At 42.1% G+C, this 18592-nt stretch carries 22 protein-coding genes and 1 pseudogene; 19 read left to right on the top strand and 4 right to left on the bottom strand.

Going from position 1 to position 18592, the window contains the following annotated elements; genetic code table 11:
* The first annotated feature begins 27 nt into the window (after positions 1-27).
* The 16 genes and pseudogenes from proC (at position 28) to RBB56_RS06660 (ending at position 13352) form a co-directional block, all read left to right on the top strand.
* Positions 28-822: a pyrroline-5-carboxylate reductase gene (gene proC / locus RBB56_RS06735; RefSeq protein ID WP_306722107.1), complete on the top strand. Its 795-nt coding sequence runs from the start codon at positions 28-30 to the stop codon at positions 820-822.
* Positions 823-1071: 249 nt separating this feature from the next.
* Complete coding sequence (locus RBB56_RS06730; protein ID WP_306721612.1) at positions 1072-2301, top strand: cell wall hydrolase; 1230 nt, start codon at positions 1072-1074, stop codon at positions 2299-2301.
* A 141-nt stretch (positions 2302-2442) separates the two neighbouring features.
* Positions 2443-2886, top strand: coding sequence for an NfeD family protein (locus tag RBB56_RS06725; RefSeq protein WP_306721611.1), 444 nt, complete (start codon positions 2443-2445; stop codon positions 2884-2886).
* A 1-nt stretch (position 2887) separates the two neighbouring features.
* Entirely contained in the window at positions 2888-3811 is a 924-nt protein-coding gene (locus RBB56_RS06720) for an SPFH domain-containing protein (protein ID WP_306721610.1), read from the top strand.
* 180 nt (positions 3812-3991) lie between these two features.
* A complete protein-coding gene (argF, locus tag RBB56_RS06715) occupies positions 3992-4993 on the top strand; it encodes an ornithine carbamoyltransferase (protein ID WP_306721609.1) in 1002 nt (333 codons plus the stop codon).
* Positions 4990-5970 carry a biotin--[acetyl-CoA-carboxylase] ligase gene (locus RBB56_RS06710; protein WP_306721608.1) on the top strand — a complete coding sequence of 327 codons (981 nt, stop codon included), beginning with the start codon at positions 4990-4992 and terminating at the stop codon, positions 5968-5970. Before argF ends, RBB56_RS06710 begins: the two co-directional genes overlap by 4 nt.
* Positions 5971-6350: 380 nt before the next feature.
* Positions 6351-6689, top strand: coding sequence for a DUF6145 family protein (locus tag RBB56_RS06705; protein WP_306721607.1), 339 nt, complete (start codon positions 6351-6353; stop codon positions 6687-6689).
* Positions 6690-6737: 48 nt separating this feature from the next.
* A complete protein-coding gene (locus tag RBB56_RS06700; RefSeq protein WP_306721606.1) occupies positions 6738-7508 on the top strand; it encodes a type III pantothenate kinase in 771 nt (256 codons plus the stop codon).
* 2 nt (positions 7509-7510) lie between these two features.
* Complete coding sequence (gene dusB / locus RBB56_RS06695) at positions 7511-8488, top strand: tRNA dihydrouridine synthase DusB (RefSeq protein WP_306721605.1); 978 nt, start codon at positions 7511-7513, stop codon at positions 8486-8488.
* Positions 8489-8608: 120 nt separating this feature from the next.
* A complete protein-coding gene (locus RBB56_RS06690; protein WP_306721604.1) occupies positions 8609-9415 on the top strand; it encodes a hypothetical protein in 807 nt (268 codons plus the stop codon).
* A gap of 49 nt (positions 9416-9464) precedes the next feature.
* Positions 9465-9950, top strand: coding sequence for a transcription elongation factor GreA (greA, locus tag RBB56_RS06685; protein WP_306721603.1), 486 nt, complete (start codon positions 9465-9467; stop codon positions 9948-9950).
* Positions 9951-10005: 55 nt separating this feature from the next.
* A pseudogene (gene lysS / locus RBB56_RS06680) lies at positions 10006-11511 on the top strand (lysine--tRNA ligase); the annotation flags it as partial.
* Positions 11512-11986: 475 nt separating this feature from the next.
* Complete coding sequence (locus RBB56_RS06675) at positions 11987-12247, top strand: type II toxin-antitoxin system Phd/YefM family antitoxin (RefSeq protein ID WP_306721602.1); 261 nt, start codon at positions 11987-11989, stop codon at positions 12245-12247.
* Positions 12248-12378: 131 nt separating this feature from the next.
* Positions 12379-12549, top strand: coding sequence for a hypothetical protein (locus RBB56_RS06670; RefSeq protein ID WP_306721601.1), 171 nt, complete (start codon positions 12379-12381; stop codon positions 12547-12549).
* Positions 12530-12727, top strand: a complete 198-nt coding sequence (locus tag RBB56_RS06665) for a hypothetical protein (RefSeq protein ID WP_442905445.1) — start codon at positions 12530-12532, stop codon at positions 12725-12727. Before RBB56_RS06670 ends, RBB56_RS06665 begins: the two co-directional genes overlap by 20 nt.
* Before the next feature lie 409 nt (positions 12728-13136).
* Positions 13137-13352 carry a hypothetical protein gene (locus RBB56_RS06660; protein ID WP_306721600.1) on the top strand — a complete coding sequence of 72 codons (216 nt, stop codon included), beginning with the start codon at positions 13137-13139 and terminating at the stop codon, positions 13350-13352.
* 310 nt (positions 13353-13662) lie between these two features.
* Here the strand turns inward: RBB56_RS06660 and RBB56_RS06655 are convergent, their stop codons facing one another.
* Positions 13663-13791 carry a hypothetical protein gene (locus RBB56_RS06655; protein ID WP_306721599.1) on the bottom strand — a complete coding sequence of 43 codons (129 nt, stop codon included), beginning with the start codon at positions 13789-13791 and terminating at the stop codon, positions 13663-13665.
* 50 nt (positions 13792-13841) lie between these two features.
* Here RBB56_RS06655 and RBB56_RS06650 point away from each other — a divergent pair, with 50 nt between their 5' ends.
* Both RBB56_RS06650 and RBB56_RS06645 read left to right on the top strand, forming a co-directional pair.
* A complete protein-coding gene (locus tag RBB56_RS06650) occupies positions 13842-14816 on the top strand; it encodes an SIS domain-containing protein (protein WP_306721598.1) in 975 nt (324 codons plus the stop codon).
* A gap of 2 nt (positions 14817-14818) precedes the next feature.
* Complete coding sequence (locus tag RBB56_RS06645) at positions 14819-15661, top strand: PfkB family carbohydrate kinase (RefSeq protein WP_306721597.1); 843 nt, start codon at positions 14819-14821, stop codon at positions 15659-15661.
* Between the two features lie 275 nt (positions 15662-15936).
* Here the strand turns inward: RBB56_RS06645 and RBB56_RS06640 are convergent, their stop codons facing one another.
* Genes RBB56_RS06640 through RBB56_RS06630 form a run of 3 tightly spaced genes read right to left on the bottom strand, consistent with a single transcriptional unit; the run spans position 15937 to position 17420 of the window.
* The gene (locus RBB56_RS06640; RefSeq protein WP_306721596.1) at positions 15937-16245 is read right to left on the bottom strand and encodes a ferredoxin; all 309 of its coding nucleotides are present in this window, start codon (positions 16243-16245) and stop codon (positions 15937-15939) included.
* Between the two features lie 35 nt (positions 16246-16280).
* Positions 16281-16844 carry a chromate transporter gene (locus RBB56_RS06635; RefSeq protein WP_306721595.1) on the bottom strand — a complete coding sequence of 188 codons (564 nt, stop codon included), beginning with the start codon at positions 16842-16844 and terminating at the stop codon, positions 16281-16283.
* Between the two features lie 3 nt (positions 16845-16847).
* A complete protein-coding gene (locus RBB56_RS06630; RefSeq protein ID WP_306721594.1) occupies positions 16848-17420 on the bottom strand; it encodes a chromate transporter in 573 nt (190 codons plus the stop codon).
* Between the two features lie 112 nt (positions 17421-17532).
* On the opposite strand from RBB56_RS06630, the gene RBB56_RS06625 reads away from it, so the two are divergent.
* Positions 17533-18414: a LysR family transcriptional regulator gene (locus RBB56_RS06625; RefSeq protein ID WP_306721593.1), complete on the top strand. Its 882-nt coding sequence runs from the start codon at positions 17533-17535 to the stop codon at positions 18412-18414.
* The last annotated feature ends 178 nt before the right edge of the window (positions 18415-18592 follow it).

Here is an 18592-nt window from a genome sequence, read left to right as displayed (position 1 = left end):
GGCTGTGAGAAAGGCATGGTTATTAAAATGAAAATAGGATTTATCGGACTTGGAAATATGGCTAAAGCTATTATCGGGGGAATGTTGCGGGAAAATATCGTATTGCCGGAGGATATTCTCGGTTCAGCGAAGACTGTTTCTACGATGGAACGGATAAAGGAAGAATTCGGTATTCATGTTGTAAATGATAATAGGCAAATAGCGGCAGAATCTGAAGTTATTGTTCTGGCGGTGAAACCGATCTTCTTCCCTGAGATTATCGAAGAGATCAAGGATGAAATTACGTCAGACAAGCTTATTATCAGTATTGCAGCAGGTAAGACGATGGAATGGATCGAGAAAAGTTTTGCCAAGGAAGTGAAACTAATCCGTTGTATGCCGAATACCCCGGCACTCGTGGGAGAAGGCTGTACAGCGGTATGTACGAATGCCGGAGTGACGAAAGAGGAGGAAGAATTTTGCCTGAGGCTTATGGGAAGCTTCGGGAAGGCAGTATCGATTCCGGAGCGTCTGATGGATGCCGCCGGAGCCGTTTCCGGTAGTTCTCCTGCCTATGTATTTATGTTCATTGAAGCTATGGCAGATGGGGCAGTAGCGGCCGGAATGCCCAGAAAGCAGGCATATGAATTCGCAGCCCAAGCGGTACTGGGAGCGGCGAAGATGGTATTGGAGACAGGAATCCATCCGGGAGAGCTGAAGGATATGGTCTGCTCCCCGGGAGGTACAACGATTGAAGGTGTTAGGGTACTGGAAGAAAGAGGGATGCGTTCTGCTATTATGGAGGCACTCGGAGCCTGCGTGGAGAAATCCCAAAGGTTGTAAAACTATGAAACAAATTATAATTATTTTGTAATAATTATGGAGAAATACGGAAAAAAGTCCTATCAATTTCGGCTTAAATCTTGTATAAGAATTAGAAAAATGGCATAAACTTGACAATAACTGCTTCATTTGTTATTATTATTCCCGTAATAAATTTAACAAATTTGTAATAATTACATATGATAGCAGAAAGGAAGTGTTTTGTATCGATTGCTTTTGATACAAGATATAGACTTGGAGGGAATAAAAATGTCAAGAAATAAAAAGCCTATTTATGCTTTGTTAAGTATATTGCTTGGTCTGATGTTAATGTTAGCGGAGGATAGGAGCATTACAGTTATAGCAAGTGATAATACGCAAGGCAGCAAGGAATATCTGGAATCATTGAATGCCGGAGTTGCTAAGATTCTTAACCCCAGTATGGAGCTTGGCGCGGAAAAGGATGTAAAAGATACGTCAGGAAGCGTTACGGAAGCAAACGATGCTATTGAGGCTTCGACGGAAGGTATAACAATTGAAGAAGGAAAAGAGCTTGCATTAAAAGAAGGTAATTTAAATGCGGACACATTAAGGCGTGATAATGCAGCAGGAGACGCAGCATCAAAAGCAGAGACTCCAAAAGCATCATCGAACCTTGTAATGGCGGATGTACAGAATGCCTTGAATGTGAGAATGGAAGCGGACGAAGAGTCTGAGAAAGTCGGTCTGTTATATAAGGACTGTGGCGGCAGGATATTAGAGCGCAAGGAAGGGTGGACGAAATTACAATCCGGTGATCTGGTAGGCTGGGCCAAGGACGAATACCTCTTCTTCGATGAGGAAGCCGAGAAAATGGCAGAAGAAGTGGGGAATCTGATCGTAACAATAGAAACGGATGCCTTGCGGGTTCGTAAGGAGCCGAGTGTAGATGCCGGCGTATATGTGTTAATGGCACAAGATGACGAGCTGGAAGTGATTGAAGTTATTAATGATGAGTGGATTAGCGTTGCATATGACGATGAAATAGGTTATGTCTCCTCAGAATTCGTAGATTTGGATTTCCATATTGATGAAGGTGAGACCATGAGTGCGATTCAGGCGAGAGAAAAGGCAGAAGCAGAGGCCAAAGCGAAGCGCACGGCCAACCAGGGGGCAGTTGTTGTGGGAGCAGATGATACAAGACTCCTCGCTGCTTTGATCTACTGTGAAGCGGGCAATCAGGGATATGAAGGCCATCTGGGAGTAGGAGCTGTTGTAATGAACCGTGTACGGAGCGGTGCATATCCCAATTCTATTACCGGAGTGATTTATGCTTCAGGGCAGTTTCCGCCGGCGCTTAATGGGAAAGTTGCGAGAGTTTATGAAGGAAATATTCCGGAAGGCTGTATCAAGGCTGCTCAAGATGCGATTGACGGAGCTACCAACGTAGGAACAGCAACTCACTTTAAACGTGCCGGGGCCCGTGATGGAATTGTAATCGGTGATCATGTATTTTGGTAAAAAGATAAGTGATAAAGGTTTTGTGTGTACGAGGTATACGCAAAACCTTTATTTTATTTATCCTATCTTTCCTATAAGTAATATTGAATAAAACGCTAAAATATAGTAATATAATAGAAGGACATAGAAGGGAGACTGAATATGAATGATACGATTTTGTGGTTGAGTGTGCTGGTTCTGTTTATAATAATAGAGATAGGGACTTTAGGACTTACGACTATCTGGTTTGCGGGCGGCGCGCTTGTTGCAGTAATAGCTTCGCTATTTAATGCTCCGTTAACCCTTCAAGTTGTTTTATTTTTACTGGTGTCACTTGTACTTCTTTATTTTACGAGACCGATTGCGGTGAAGTATTTTAATAAGGACAGGATAAAGACCAATGCGGAGAGTCTTGTAGGGAAGCAGGCGATTGTTACTGGTGAGATTGATAATCTGCAGGGAACAGGACAGGTGACGGTCGGCGGGCTCGAGTGGTCTGCACGGGCATCCAGAGAAGATGTGAGGCTGGCAGTAGGAAGTGTAGTAATGGTAGTGGCTATTAATGGTGTGAAACTTATTGTTGAGGAGAGGAAAGAGGAGGATTAATATGTTAGCAGTAGCGATACTTATAATTATTTTTATTTTACTTGTAATATCTTGTATTAAGATTGTACCTCAGGCGAATGCAGTTGTTCTGGAGAGATTGGGCGCTTACCAAAGTACATGGTCGGTAGGACTTCATTTTAAAATTCCATTTATCGATAAAGTTGCAAAAAAGATAAATTTAAAAGAGCAGGTAGCGGATTTCCCGCCGCAGCCGGTTATTACGAAAGATAACGTAACAATGCGCATCGATACGGTTGTATTTTTCCAGATTACAGACCCGAAACTGTTTGCGTATGGTGTGGAGAAGCCAATCCTGGCAATTGAGAACTTGACGGCAACGACCCTTCGTAACATTATCGGTGATATGGAGTTAGACCAGACTCTCACTTCCAGGGAAATTATTAATACGAAGATGAGAGCGTCTCTTGATTTAGCGACAGACCCGTGGGGGATTAAGGTAAATCGCGTGGAGCTTAAGAATATTATTCCTCCGGCTGCTATTCAGGATGCGATGGAGAAGCAGATGAAGGCAGAACGTGAACGCCGTGAATCTATCTTACGTGCGGAAGGTGAGAAGAAGTCTACGGTTCTCGTAGCAGAAGGTAAGAAAGAATCTGTGATTCTGGAAGCGGAAGCGAATAAGCAATCAGCAATTCTTCGCGCTGAAGCAGAAAAAGAGAAAAGGATTCGTGAATCGGAGGGTGAGGCGGAAGCTATCCTTACCGTACAGAAGGCGACAGCGGACGGTATTCGTATGATACGTGAGGCTGGTGCTGATCAGGCGGTACTTACGCTTAAGAGTCTGGAAGCGTTTGCCAAAGCAGCAGATGGAAAGGCTACCAAGATTATTATTCCTTCTGAGATTCAGGGAATTGCGGGGCTGGTTTCTTCCATGAAAGAAATTAGTACGGATAATAATTCGTAACTATTCAGCAGGTCTGCGCATTTGCTGCGCTGACCGTAAGAAGACCGAACTGTTACAATAATTCTGAAAAATAAAGAAACAAAGTTTATCGGTTCCGGCAGTTGGAAAAAGGTTTCCGACTGCCGGAATTTTATGATACTGTAACGATACCGTCATATTTAGGAAAGGCAGGAAGAAAACATGGACTTAAAGGGACGTCATTTTTTAAAGCTGTTGGATTTCACACCGGAAGAGATTACATATTTGCTGGACTTATCGGCAAAGTTAAAGGAGAAAAAGAAAAAGGGGATACTGACACAATGGCACAGGGGAAAGAATGTGGCACTGATATTCGAAAAAACGAGTACGAGGACGAGATGTGCTTTTGAAGTGGCGGCAAATGACCTTGGAATGGGAACGACTTACCTGGATCCGGCTGGTTCTCAAATTGGGAAAAAAGAAAGTATTGCGGATACGGCAAGAGTGCTTGGCAGTATGTATGAAGGAATAGAGTATCGCGGTTATGGACAGGCGGTTGTTGAAGAGTTGGCGAAATATGCCGGGGTACCGGTATGGAATGGGTTAACGAATGAATTCCATCCCACTCAGATGCTTGCAGACCTTTTGACGATTCGTGAACATTTCGGCTATTTGAAAGGTATCAAATTGACTTATATGGGCGACGCGAGATATAATATGGGGAATTCATTGATGGTAGCATGTGCGAAAATGGGAATGCATTTCACCGCATGTACAGCAGAGAAATATTTCCCTGAGAAATCCCTTGTGGAGGAATGTAAAAAAATAGCGGCTGTTACAGATGCAACGATTACGCTGACCGAAAATGTAGAAGAAGGAACCAAAGGGGCAGATGTTATTTATACGGACGTGTGGGTATCTATGGGTGAACCCGATGAAGTATGGGCAGAACGTATCGATGAGCTTTCCCCTTATCAGGTGAATCGTAAGGTAATGGAAAATGCCGGGGAAAAGGCGGTATTTATGCATTGCCTTCCTGCTTTTCACGATTTGAAGACGGCAATCGGGAAAGAAATGGGAGAAAAGTTCGGTATTACAGAAATGGAAGTGACGGATGAGGTATTCGAATCACCGGCATCTATTGTATTTCAAGAGGCAGAGAATCGCATGCACACGATTAAGGCAGTGATGGCAGCAACGATTGGAGTTTTAGAGGTGGAATGAAAACAGAGATTTTGATACTTCTTCGGGAAAGTACGGAATATGTCTCAGGACAGGAACTTTGTGAACGATTTGGCGTGTCCAGAACAGCGGTCTGGAAAGTTATCAATCAGTTAAAAGAAGAGGGTTACGTCATAGAGGCAGTTCAGAATAAAGGATATAAATTAAAGGAAAATCCGGATGTCCTTTCTTTCAGTGAATTAAAGAGCCGTATTCATAATAAGTGGGCGGGCAATACAATTTATTATTATGATGAAACGGGTTCTACCAATGCCGATGCGAAGCGTTTGGCAGAGGAGGGCGCACCCCATGGAACGATCGCTGTAGCCGATAAGCAGAATGCAGGCAGAGGAAGGCGGGGAAGGGGTTGGTGCTCTCCAGCCGGTAAGGATATTTATTTCACACTCTTGCTACGCCCGGAATTTGCCCCCAATAAGGCATCAGGCCTCACGCTCGTTATGGCGCTGGCTGTTGTGAAGGCTATTTCGGCGCTTGGTAATCTGGAAGCAGGTATTAAGTGGCCGAATGATATCGTCGTAAATGGGAGGAAGGTCTGTGGAATTCTGACGGAGATGAATGTTGAGCCCGAATATATCCAGCATGTAGTAATCGGTACTGGTATTAACGTGAACTTGGACGAGTTCCCCGATGATATTAAGGAAACCGCGACCTCTCTTTATCTGGAGAGTGGAAGACAGTGGCCGCGTGCCGAACTTCTGCAGATGGTACTAAAATATTTTGAAAAATACTACGAAAAATATTTACAGACAGAGGATGTCAGCGGTATTTTAGATGAGTATAATAAACATCTCGTTAATTATAATAAAGAAGTAAGAGTATTGGATCCCAAAGGTGAATTCCACGGAATTGCAAGAGGAATTAATGCAATGGGAGAGCTGTTGGTGGAACTTGAAGATAAGAGGATCGTGGAAGTGTATGCGGGGGAAGTATCGGTGCGGGGACTCTTTGGATATGTTTAAAAGATATATAATTGATATAAAGTTTATATGTGATTTATTTAGGTTGGGAGGGATTTCCCATGGCAGCTTTAGTTTTCCTTCCGTGCGCGCAGTTGTCATTTTCTAAATGAAATGGAGGGACTTTTGATAGTGTCCGGGGCGGAAGCAAGGTACATCCTTGTACCGTGCTTCCTAAACGTCGCATCCATGCGCCGTTTGCCCTGGGTTCCGAGCATTTCATTAAGAAAATATAAACTGCTTGCGAAGGGAAAGAAAACTAAACTGCCCCGGGAAATCCGGCTAGCGTTATCGAAATACGTGTAAATGAGTGAGGTTATGGATTTTGTAATTATATATCTTTGTTGGTTGAACGAGTGTGAAAGGAGTATTTTCAACTGGATATGGAAGAGAATAGAATTGTTTTATGCGGTGCGAATTCCTATGAGCAGAAATATTATTTTAATGAGAAATTCGCCGGGATTCCACAGTCGATTAAGGATGAGTTGCATATTATCTGTGTGCTTTTTACGGAAGAGGTCGGCGGAATCTTTACTGTCGTATTTGAAGAGGATGGTAATGTTGCGATAGAAACTAATTTTGCCGATGATGATTTTCTATATGACGAGATAAGCAGCGGATTGATGGTAGGAAAGATAAAAAACAGCAGGCAGGAGCTGTTCGAGTCCCTAAGCCTGTATTATCGGATTTTTATTTTACAGGAAGATGTTGTATTAGACTAATAGTAATAATAGAAAAAGTGCTGTAGGAAAAGGAGAATAATTGGGAAGATGATACTTGCAATCGATGTAGGCAATACAAATATAACCTGTGGTGTATATAAAGAAAAAGAGCTTTTAACAACGTTTCGCATGACTACGAAGCAAGCCCGGACTTCTGATGAATACGGCATGAATATTATGGAGTTGTTGAAGATAAATAATGTACGTAAAGAAGATCTTGAGGGAACGATTATAGCCAGCGTTGTCCCTAATGTTATGCATTCCCTGACAGGGGCAGTAACAAGGTATTTAGGTACACCGCCCATTATTGTCGGCCCGGGAGTGAAGACAGGGATCAAAATCATTACGGAGAATCCAAGGGAAATCGGGTCGGACCGTATCGTGGATGCGGTAGCGGCATATGAAACATATGGAGGCCCTGTATTGGTAATCGATTTCGGTACAGCTACGACCTATGACCTCGTAACGGCGGATGGATGCTTTGCGGCGGGAATAACGGCGCCGGGAATTCGTATCAGTGCAAAAGCATTATGGGAGGATACGGCAAAGCTGCCGGAGGTAGAGATTAAGAAGCCGAAGTCCATTTTGGCTCAGGAGACGATTTCGAGTATGCAGGCCGGACTTGTATATGGGCAGATTGGTCAGACGGAGTATATTGTAGGACAAGTGAAGAAGGAAAGCGGTTATGAGAATCTGAAGGTAGTTGCCACAGGAGGGCTTGGCCGATTGATATCGGAAGAAGCGGAAAGCATCGGCATCTATAACAGTACACTGACGATGGATGGATTACGGATAATTTATGAGAAGAATAGGAAATAATAATGGTGAATAGATTAAAGAAGCTGAAGATAGGAAATGTAGAGCTTGAAAATAATATGATACTAGCTCCCATGGCAGGTGTTACCGACCTGCCATTCCGTCTGCTATGTAAGGAGCAGGGAGCAGGTCTTTTATGTATGGAGATGGTGAGCGCCAAAGCAATTATGTATCAGAATAAAAATACAGAGGAGCTGCTTGCCATCGATCCTAAAGAGCTTCCTGTATCTCTACAGCTTTTTGGCTCGGATCCGGATATTATCAGTGAGATGGCGAAGAGGATAGAAGAAAGGCCTTTTGCTATATTGGATATTAATATGGGTTGTCCGGTGCCCAAGATAGTGAATAACGGAGAAGGATCTGCCCTGATGAAGAATCCTGCCCTGGTGGAACAAATTGTGTCGAAGACGGTAAAGGCGATAAGAAAACCTGTCACTGTTAAGATCAGAAAAGGTTTCAATGAGGAAAATGTGAATGCAGTGGAGGTGGCCAAGGCAGCCGAAGCGGCAGGAGCCAGTGCGATTGCGGTGCATGGAAGAACGCGGGTGCAGTACTATTCAGGGAAGGCAGATTGGGATATTATTGCAAAAGTGAAGGAGAGTGTAAGTATTCCTGTTATTGGTAATGGAGATATCATCGATGGAAGGTCTGCAGTACAATTGATGGAACAGACAGGTTGTGATGGTGTAATGATAGGGCGCGGGGTTAGGGGGAATCCCTGGATTTTCCGGGAAATCAGGGCGTATATGGAGACGGGTGAGAATCTTGCGCCGCCAACATCGGAAGAAGTGAGAGATACGATTCTGCGTCATGCAGAGCTTCAACTAGAATGTAAAGGAGAATATGTTGGTATCAGAGAGATGCGCAAGCATGTTGCCTGGTATACTGCCGGTTATCCTCATTCTGCCAAATTCAGACAAAGAGTAAATGAAATGGAAAGCTTTGATGATTTAAAAAGAGGTATTGAGGCAATCGGCTTTTAAAAAGTAAATCCAGGTATAAGAGAAAGTACAGTTTCATATTCTGTTTAAAATGCAGATAATGCTTAAAAACACATTGTATAACAAATTGTATTTAAAATGAGTATTTAGGCAGGATGATAGATGGAATTGGATAAGAAAATCGTATATTTTTATTTAAAAAAAGAAAGCAGTGCCAAAAAGCATTTCTGGAGTTCCGTCCAAATGCCTTGCATTCGTAGCGATATGGAGGAGTACGAGCTGCTTCTCTATGAGGTACCGGAATTTTTTTGTGGGAAATGGGGGAAAAAGGGAAAGTCGGGGGAGTCTTGGAAGAGGGAACAGCTTCTTGAACTTCTTAAAGAGAAGCTGGAGGAGCCGGGAATTGTAGATTATTATTTGCAACCTGCTTTGAGCCAAATGATGGAAATTGAGGAGAAACTCCCTCCTGAAATTCTGCTTCGTCAGGTGATGAAACAAAATCTTTGCTGGGAGTATCTATTTGTAATCGGTTCGGAAGATCAGGCGGATGGATGTGAGGCAGAGGAACAAAAAAGGCTTCTTTTCGCCTTGTTGCAAGAATATTTTTCACGTATTAATCATCTGACAGTAGTGACTGACAACCCTAGGATATATGCGGAAATCGCCGATTATGTCTATGAGGAATATGGGATACCGACCGCCTACGCGTCCAAGTTGGAGAAACGTATAGGAAAGAGTAAGAAAACGACTGTTCTGGATATTAGATATCGTTATTTGCCTCCATATGCATCGATACCGACGGAGGCAACGTATATCGATTTTTGGTCGGAAGAGGAAAAGAGAGAGAGGCTTCAAATGAAGCGAAGGGATGTCAGATATCTGTCAACAGTGAAATTCCTTGACACTCTGGCGAAAAATGGGTACAATACTAGAGTTAATCAGACCCATAAGCAGAAAGAGAAGAAATAGAAATTTGTGGATAACGAGTAATAAGCACTCGTAGGAAGGGTGATCGAAAATGGAAGAAAAGAAGAATATTTTAACTTATGAAGGCTTGAAAAGATATGAGGATGAGCTTCATGATTTAAAAGTGGTAAAAAGACAGGAAGTAGCGCAGAAAATTAAAGAAGCCAGGGAACAAGGTGACCTATCCGAGAACGCAGAATACGATGCAGCTAAGGATGAACAGCGCGATATCGAAGCAAGAATTGAAGAGCTGGAAAAGATATTGAAGAATGCTGAAGTTGTCGTAGAAGATGAAGTTGATCTGGATAAGATTAACATTGGTTGTAAAGTAAGAATCTTCGATATGGAATATAATGAGGAATTAGAATATAAAATTGTTGGATCTACGGAAGCAAATAGCCTAAAGGGTAAAATCTCCAATGAATCACCGGTAGGGAAGGCTTTAATCGGTGGTAAAATCGGGGATATAGTCAGCGTGGAGACACAGGTTGGTTTAATACAATATAAGGTACTCGAAATTCAGCGTTCCAGCAACTAACTAAATTATCGCTTTTAGTACCGTTGGAAAAATAAAGAGAAAAGGAGTGGCGGAAGTGGAAGAAACACAGAATGTACAAGGGCAGCAGCAGGGACAGCAGCAAGAACTGCAAGATATTAACCAGCTGTTAAAGGTAAGAAGAGAGAAGCTTGCGGCATTGCAGGAAAATGGAAAAGATCCTTTCCAAATCATGAAATATGATGTGACCCACCATAGTATTGATGTAAAAAATAATTTCGAAGCATTAGAAGGCCAGAAGGTATCCATAGCGGGACGTGTTATGTCCAAACGTATTATGGGAAAAGCTTCGTTTTGCAATATACAGGATTTAGAGGGAAATATTCAGTCATATGTGGCAAGAGATAGCCTTGGCGAAGAAGCTTACGCGGACTTTAAGAAGTATGATGTAGGCGATATTGCCGGTATAAAAGGTGAAGTATTTAGGACGAAGACGGGAGAAATCTCTATTCATGCAGAAGAGATTACTCTGCTTTCCAAGAGTCTCCAAATCCTTCCTGAAAAATATCACGGGCTTGTTAATACAGATATTCGTTATCGTCAAAGATATACAGACCTTATTATGAATGAGGAAGTGAAACGTACTTTCGTGAAAAGGTCTCAAATTATCAGTTCTATCCGCCGTTATTTGGATGGACAGGGATTCCTGGAGGTAGAAACCCCTATGCTCGTTTCCAATGCGGGCGGAGCGGCTGCAAGACCCTTCGAAACCCACTATAACGCTTTGGATGAGGAAGTGAAGCTTCGTATCTCCCTTGAATTATATTTAAAAAGACTGATTGTAGGCGGCATGGAGAGAGTATATGAAATCGGAAGGGTATTCCGTAATGAAGGACTCGATACGAGACACAATCCGGAATTTACTTTGATGGAATTATACCAGGCATATACCGACTATCACGGCATGATGGATCTTAGCGAGAATCTGTATCGTCATGTGGCTCAAGAGGTGCTTGGAACAACGACAATTCAGTATGGCGATGTGGAAATCGATTTAGGAAAGCCTTTCGAGAGAATTACAATGGTAGATGCCGTTAAAAAGTATACAGGCATTGACTTCGATCAAATAGCAACGACAGAAGAAGCGAAAAAGCTTGCGGACGATAAAGGTGTTCACTACGAAGCCAGACATAAAAAGGGCGATATCCTAAGCCTATTCTTTGAAGAATTCGTAGAGGAACATTTGGTGCAGCCTACTTTCGTTATGGATCATCCGATTGAGACTTCTCCGCTTACGAAGAAAAAGCCGGGACATCCTGAGTATACAGAGCGCTTCGAGTTGTTCATTACTTGCCGTGAGATGGCAAATGCATACTCCGAGTTAAATGACCCTATTGACCAGCGTGAACGCTTCCTGGCACAGGAAGAGCTTAAGGCACAAGGCGACGAAGAGGCCAATAGTATTGATGAGGACTTCCTGAATGCACTTGAAGTAGGTATGCCTCCGACAGGTGGAATTGGATTCGGTATTGACCGTATGGTTATGCTCTTAACTAATTCACCTGCAATTAGGGATGTATTGCTCTTCCCAACCATGAAGACTTTGGATAAATAAAGTCAGTAAAATCAAGGGTTCAAGGATTGGAAAATTAATTTGACCAATTTTTAACCAAGAAAATAAGCGGTCGTAAGAAAATACGTGAAACAGTGTACAGTTAGGTTTTGAAATCTAATTTAATATTATTAGCACTACTAAGAGGATATTTTCTAAAGAAATTTAGAAAATATTCTCTTTTCGCGTTATGTGAAATAGTCAAAAGAAGTTTAATGAAAGAATGGAAATTATGATGAAAAATCAGCAGAATAAGAAAAAGATCAGCAAATGTGTTTGATATTTAGAGGGCGCAGAAATTTAACGGAATGAGATTATCAAAGTTTCAACAGTCGGCCAAGGATGCAAGGACTAGTTATGAAGTTGGGAAGATGCACTCAACTTTGTAAGACTTTGGAAAGAATAACTGATTGAAATTGTGGGATAATAATGGTATAATTAATCCATTGTTAAGGAGGTGCATACTATGCCACAGATTATTCCAATTAAAGATTTGAAAAACACTTCTGAAATTTCAGAAATGTGCCATAAAGCAGATGAGCCAATCTATATTACAAAAAATGGATATGGAGATATGGTTATTATGAGTATGGAAAACTATGAAGATACTATTCGTAAACTTAGTATATATAGAGAATTGGAAGTATCAGAGCAGCAGATTGTAGAAGGAAGAACGAAAGATGCAAGAAGTTCACTTAGTTCTATGAAGGAAAAATATGGCTTATAGACTTATTATCACAGAAAGAGCAGAGGAATTACTTGACCAGTGCGTTTATCATATTTTGTATAAATTCAAGAATGGACCTGCAGCAAAACATTTATTGGATGGAATTGAATCTCTGCAATCCGTAAACTGAAATGGATTATCTTCCAGCCTGTTATACAACTTATTCTTTTCTGAAAAGCAAAGGATATAAAGAAGCAGTGGTTTTGGACATGGAATACATTATTATTTTTCGTGTGGAAGAGGATATTGTCTATGTTATTGGTATTTTTCATCAGTTAGAGAATTATAAAGAGAAGTTATAAGGGGAAGCATCAGGCCGTCAAAAATCTGGTGCTTTTTTCATGTTTTGCAGTTGGTAAAGGGACACCGGTAGTTACACAGCCACTTGAGAACTTAAAGACATTTGTCATTGCAGTTATCGGTGCAGCAGGTGTCATGATGGCAGGCGTTTCTACCGTATTAACATTCTTAGGATTCTGAGAATGGCAGCCAGAGAATGCGAGGCAGGCTCGGCCTCGCAGAGATGAAGGAAGAAGGTGAAGAACAAGGATGGATATTTTTAACCTTTATGATAAGATTCTGTCTTTGTTAGGAATGATGTTCTGATTTTGAAATAATCAGATATCTTTAGTATTTTCGATGTTGTGACAGTCTCTCATAGATTCTAAGGGTAATGGATCCTGGCAGCTATTCAGGGGATTGAACTAATCCTTGTAGTGGTGGGGTTGTTATAGTAGCTCTGTTCTTTGTAATCGGGTTCTGTTCGGAGCGTGTGGATGTCAGGGAAAAGATGCGTTTGAAGTTATCTTAAAGGTGCTGATAAGAGTTGCATTAGCCAAATGGCTTGTTGCAAATAATGTGACGACTATGAAAGCATTTTTTACTTTCATTGGCAATCTTCTATTGGCTGGAACGGGCACAACATTATCCATTGATAGTACACAGTATATTTCATATTTTTAAAGATTCTGATTATTGTGCCGCTTGGAGAATTGTATTTTCAATGTTGGGCGGAAACAGAACAGTCAGCCACACGGTGGTGACTTACGGTAAATACTTCTTATTTACCGTGGCAATGACAGTAGGCAGCATGAAAGGTGCTTAGGCTACTCACAAGCATGAAAAGAAATGTGCAAAATATGGAAATCTGTTGAAAATATTCGTGTATAAGAATATACTAAAAAGGTATATGTTGTAGCTTTGATGGAGGAAAAACAATGGAATATTTAACTACAGCAGCAACTTCTACATCGTACATTTTCAGGTATTGTACTCTTTGGACATAGAACCACATGTAATAAACTTTTTATCATATCTTCATCAGATATTTCCCTTTCGACCAGGACATCCGCATCAAGTACTTATATCATCCGATATTTTATGAATGATTGGCTTGATGTCTGTCCCCATGTATACTATTCCTCGTTTATCTTCTTTTTCAACCGGCGCGGATCTTTGGGCTTTTCTACATTTTCTGGAATCAGCCAAATCTTCCCTTTTATTACCGCTCCTTCAAATCTTCCTTCTTTACAATAAATAGCCACTCTTCTTTGAGAGATGTGCCACTTTTCTGATTAATTTTAATGAAGAACAAATGATAGAAAATGGGGCTTATATTTATAATCAACGGGCTAAGATAGAAAAAATAGCGGAAGAGATTTGTGGACAAGGCTTTGATTTATTGTTTTTCACCTCCTCAGGAGGTTCTCTGGCGATGATGCAGCCTTTTGAACACATGATAAATAATATGTCCGAAATAAATGTAGGAAGTATGTTGTCAGCGGACTTGCTGCTGACAGGGTATAATCGGTTGAGCGACCGTTCGGTAGCATTTCTCACCTCGAAGTCAGGGGACACCAAGGAAACGCTCCGGGCAGCGGAACATTTGAAGGGACGAGGAGTTCGACTGGTATCGGTAGTCGGAGTGGAGGAGTCACCTCTGGAAGAAATATCGGATTACAGCATTGTATACAAAGAGGGACGTCCCCAGGAGCTGGTCTTTTACCTCTTAATCGGAAAAATATTATATATTCAGGGAGCCTTTCCCGATTACCCGCAATTTGCTGAGGAGCTTCGTAATTTGCCGTCGGCATTGGTACAGGTAAGGAAGGCGGCGGATGAAAAGTGTAAGAAATATGCCGCCGATTATCATAAAGAACCGTATAATATATGGATTGGATCGGGAGATCTTTGGCCCACCGCCTATTCTTATTCTATGTGTGTATTGGAGGAATCCCAGTGGATTCGAACTAAATCCGTCAGCTCGCCGGAGTTTTTCCACGGCACTCTGGAGCTTTTAGAGGAGGATGTCTGTGTGACACTGCTGTTAACCGAGGGACCGACAAGACTGCTGGATGAACGGGTAAAGAGGTTTGCCGGACAGCATACGAAGAAGCTTACCTGCTTTGATACAAAAGACTATCAGCTCCCCGGAATCAGCAAATGCTTCCGATGTTACCTATCGCCGGTAGTTATGGCGGCGGTTCTTCAGAGAATCAGTAAGAATATCGAGGTAATTACAAACCATTCTCTGGATATCAGAAGATATTATAGAAAGAGTGATTATTAATTATGAAGATATTAGGTTTAGGCGATAATGTAATCGATTATTATACGAATCTGAATGTGATGTATCCCGGCGGTAATGCAGTCAATGTAGCTGCTCACGGTGCGTTATTGGGGCAGCAGGCGTCCTACCTGGGGAATCTCGGGGAAGATTCTTTCTCGGATTGTATCCGTACTTCTTTACATAAAGTAGGAGTCGATATATCCCGCTGTATCACAATACCCGGAGGAACGACAAAATGCTGCTATTATGAGGTCGTGGAAGGAGAACGGAGCTTCGTTCGCTTAGATTTGGGGAATCAATGGTCCGGTCCGCTGACGATTGGAACGAAGGAACTGGAATTCATGGAGCAGTTCGATGTCATTCACAGCAGCTGTAATGCGAAGATGGAAGATGAAATATATAAATTGAACGAATTATCCGCGCTTGTAACCTTTGATTTTTCCACGAAAGAGAAGTACCGGACACCGGATTATCTGCACAAAGTGGGACCTTATGTTGAATTGGCGTTATTCTCCTGTGACTATGATACCGAAGAGGAGGCCTATAAATTTGCGAAGAAAATCATGGAATACGGTCCGAAGAATGTATTAATTACCCAAGGCAGCAAAGGGCAGTATTTCTATAACGGCAGCGAACTGATCGGGGGTGCGATGCAGTACCGGGAGCCTGTAGACACCATGGGTGCCGGGGATTCTTTTGTCGCCGCTCTGGTGGTAGAATTATTCAATCAGGGGTGGCGGAAGGGAAAAAAAGCGGAGAGAACGGCTATTCAGGCTGCGCTTAGCAAGGCAGCAGAATATTCGGCAGATAACTGCATGGTGGCAGGAGGGTTTCCGGTAGAATAATCGATAAAATTCAATAGATATAATGATATCCAGGCCGGACATTATCCGCGGACACTAAGCAAATATCCAAAGAACATGTAAATAAATAATATGAGCAAAAAGATAGCCGGTATAAATAACTAGCTATCTTTTTCTGTGTAGGCAGGCATCTAATATAATTAATATGTTTTACAATATGTAGTGCAGCTTGCAGACGGAAAAGTTAATATTGTGTAATCGATTGAAAAAGCAATACAAGAAAATGAATTTAACTATCTGGTTTCCAATTATTTGCATTACGTACCGTTAAGGCTAATAGATAGAATAAATATATTTGTTATAGTTGGACATGACTTTATTGTGTTTTCTAATTTATCCATGTCCAATTCTTCATACGATTTTACAAAGGCTTTCTTATTTTGTATCTCGAATACTTCGGGGTAATTTTTTGCACAGAGAGTACAACCCATACAGGCATCCCGATTGATGTGAAGCCCCGCTTGTGTCAGCACTTTGCCCTGCAAGTCCTTATCTTTTATCATTTTGTCAGCTATCCAGGAAAAAATGATGATAGAAATAATGGTCAGTATCCACCGAATAGCCATGAATTTTTACTATGATAATCATTTCTATTACCTCCTTAAATTAGGAGATAGCAGGTTCCGCCAATTATACCACTGCCCAGCATGATAAAGATAGGGTTCAGCTTAAACCGCCGTAGCAGGAAAAACCCGGCTGCAAATAGAGAAACGGCGATGAAGTCAATAGAGGTTATATTCTCAGTGAAGCCATCTGTCCCCCAGAACGCCAGCACAAGAATGGACATCCCTGCCGACAGAATCAGGGCGACCACTGTGGGCCGCAAGCCCGCAAGCACGCCCCTTATTACCGCCATCTCATTGTATTTGTTGTATAGCCATGCCAGCAGCAACACAATGAAACATGAGGGCAGGATACAGCCCAAGGTAGATACTAAGGCCCCACCCACGCCTGCGATTCGGGTTCCCACGAATGTGGCCGAGTTGATAGCGATGGGACCCGGTGTTGTTTCTGAAATGGTGATAAGATCTGTAAATTCCGTAAGAGAAAGCCAGTTGTGGAGATCAACCACCTGATTTTGTATCAACGGCATAGCAGCCATGCCACCACCAAAACTGAACAAACCGATTTGAAAGAAACTCCAAAATAGTTGCAGATAAATCATATCTTATATGTGCTCCTTTCCGGTTCGTTTGTCATGCAGGCTCACCAATGCCCCCAGAGTACCGCAGAATAGAATAATGTAAATGATGTTAATATGCAGGAAAAAGTATACGGCGAAAGTCCCTGCCATGATGAGAATGGGCAACCACTTTTTTGCCTTGATGATATTGCCGCCCATTATGAATACTACATCGAAAATTACTGCACATACGCCGGCCATCATGCCCTTGAGCACGGCGCTCACGATGGCATTGTCACGAAAGGCGGCGTAGAACAATGAGATGACGGAGAGGATGATGAACGGTGGCAACGCGGTGCCAAGGATCGCCACCAGTGCGCCTGATAAGCCCATTATCCGCCAACCTACCAGAATGGAAGCATTGACTGCCATTGCTCCTGGCGAGGATTGGGCGATTGCTGCCATGTTCAGCATTTCCTCTTCCTCCAGCCATGCCAATTCATCCACAAATTTTTTCTTCATCAATGGGATGATGACATACCCACCGCCAAAAGTGAAAGCACTTAGAAAGAACATAGATTTGAATAGCTTAAAATAATTTTTTAGATTTTTTTCCACAGATATCCTCCTTTACTATATACATTATAAGCCTTGCCTTCATATAATAAAAATAGTATTATTATATGAATATCATAGCTATTTAACCATGTATAGAGAGAAGGAAAGAAATATGACTATTCGGCACTTGAAGATCTTTGTGGCGGTATGTGAAGAAGGCAGTATCACCAAAGCCGGACAAAAACTGTTTATGGCGCAGCCTACTGTCAGCTTTGCAGTGTCGGAGTTGGAAAAGCACTATGGAGTCAAGTTGTTTGACCGGCTCTCCAAGCGGCTATATTTGACTGATGCCGGAAGGAAACTACTGCCTTATGCACAGCACATCGTTTTGATGTTCGACGAAATGGAAGTCGAAGCACAGAATTTAGATAGTAGAGGCACTCTGCATATCGGGACTAGTATAACCATAGGAAATTATCTAATACCGGGTTTGTTGAAATCCTTTGCCAAAAACCGACCTGGTATAGCCGTAAAAATGCAGGTGGACAATTCCAAAAAAATTGAGCAATCTGTATTGAACAACCAAATCGATCTGGGTCTAATAGAGGGGGTGGCTCACAGTTCACAGCTTGTCAGTGAGGCGTTCCGGGATGATGAGTTGGTGTTAATATTTGCCCCTGGCCATCATTGGGAGACGCAGATATCGGTGACACCGGGCCAGTTGAAAGAGGAACCCTTTCTGATGCGGGAGAGTGGCAGCGGAGGACGTGAGATATTGGAAAGTGCCCTGCTGTTGCATGATATCGATATCGAACCCGCATGGGAAAGCATCAGCACTCAGGCCATAGTGCAGGCAGTAGTCAATGGTCTGGGGGTAGCCGTATTGCCCCTCATGCTGGTGGAACCCCTTCTGGTGCAAGGCAGCCTTATCAGCAGGCCGATTGAAGGGATGTCCCTCAAACGGAAGTTTTTCATCATCCACCACAAAAACAAATACATCACAGGCATCATGCGAGAGTTTATTAGCCTGTGCCATGTTGAGGGAACAGATTGAATTGTTTTCCAGTGTAGAACAAAGAGAAAAACAAAGGAAAATGGATAAAGCAGTGGATACCATTAAAAGAAGATATACTATAATTGAATATCTAAATAATGGTGTAATAAGGCTCGCATCTAGGATTACAATAATATGGTGGTCTAAATCCTATTTCTGGTAATTCAAATGTATGATT

It is taken from the genome of Kineothrix sp. MB12-C1 (genome assembly GCF_030863805.1).
Classification (GTDB): Bacteria; Bacillota; Clostridia; order Lachnospirales; family Lachnospiraceae; genus Kineothrix.
Note: the sequence above shows the minus strand (reverse complement) of the source record. Positions and strands in the feature narration are given on the sequence as shown.

Coding starts and splice junctions, on each gene's coding strand:
- RBB56_RS06640 (WP_306721596.1), bottom strand. CDS start 16,245: ATGGCTATTCGGTGGATACTGACCATTATTTCTATCATCATTTTTTCC.
- RBB56_RS06725 (WP_306721611.1), top strand. CDS start 2,443: ATGAATGATACGATTTTGTGGTTGAGTGTGCTGGTTCTGTTTATAATA.
- RBB56_RS06635 (WP_306721595.1), bottom strand. CDS start 16,844: ATGATTTATCTGCAACTATTTTGGAGTTTCTTTCAAATCGGTTTGTTC.
- RBB56_RS06645 (WP_306721597.1), top strand. CDS start 14,819: ATGAAGATATTAGGTTTAGGCGATAATGTAATCGATTATTATACGAAT.
- RBB56_RS06650 (WP_306721598.1), top strand. CDS start 13,842: ATGATAGAAAATGGGGCTTATATTTATAATCAACGGGCTAAGATAGAA.
- RBB56_RS06730 (WP_306721612.1), top strand. CDS start 1,072: ATGTCAAGAAATAAAAAGCCTATTTATGCTTTGTTAAGTATATTGCTT.
- RBB56_RS06690 (WP_306721604.1), top strand. CDS start 8,609: ATGGAATTGGATAAGAAAATCGTATATTTTTATTTAAAAAAAGAAAGC.
- RBB56_RS06705 (WP_306721607.1), top strand. CDS start 6,351: ATGGAAGAGAATAGAATTGTTTTATGCGGTGCGAATTCCTATGAGCAG.
- dusB (WP_306721605.1), top strand. CDS start 7,511: ATGGTGAATAGATTAAAGAAGCTGAAGATAGGAAATGTAGAGCTTGAA.
- RBB56_RS06625 (WP_306721593.1), top strand. CDS start 17,533: ATGACTATTCGGCACTTGAAGATCTTTGTGGCGGTATGTGAAGAAGGC.
- RBB56_RS06710 (WP_306721608.1), top strand. CDS start 4,990: ATGAAAACAGAGATTTTGATACTTCTTCGGGAAAGTACGGAATATGTC.
- greA (WP_306721603.1), top strand. CDS start 9,465: ATGGAAGAAAAGAAGAATATTTTAACTTATGAAGGCTTGAAAAGATAT.
- RBB56_RS06675 (WP_306721602.1), top strand. CDS start 11,987: ATGCCACAGATTATTCCAATTAAAGATTTGAAAAACACTTCTGAAATT.
- argF (WP_306721609.1), top strand. CDS start 3,992: ATGGACTTAAAGGGACGTCATTTTTTAAAGCTGTTGGATTTCACACCG.
- proC (WP_306722107.1), top strand. CDS start 28: ATGAAAATAGGATTTATCGGACTTGGAAATATGGCTAAAGCTATTATC.
- RBB56_RS06720 (WP_306721610.1), top strand. CDS start 2,888: ATGTTAGCAGTAGCGATACTTATAATTATTTTTATTTTACTTGTAATA.
- RBB56_RS06700 (WP_306721606.1), top strand. CDS start 6,738: ATGATACTTGCAATCGATGTAGGCAATACAAATATAACCTGTGGTGTA.
- RBB56_RS06670 (WP_306721601.1), top strand. CDS start 12,379: ATGGATTATCTTCCAGCCTGTTATACAACTTATTCTTTTCTGAAAAGC.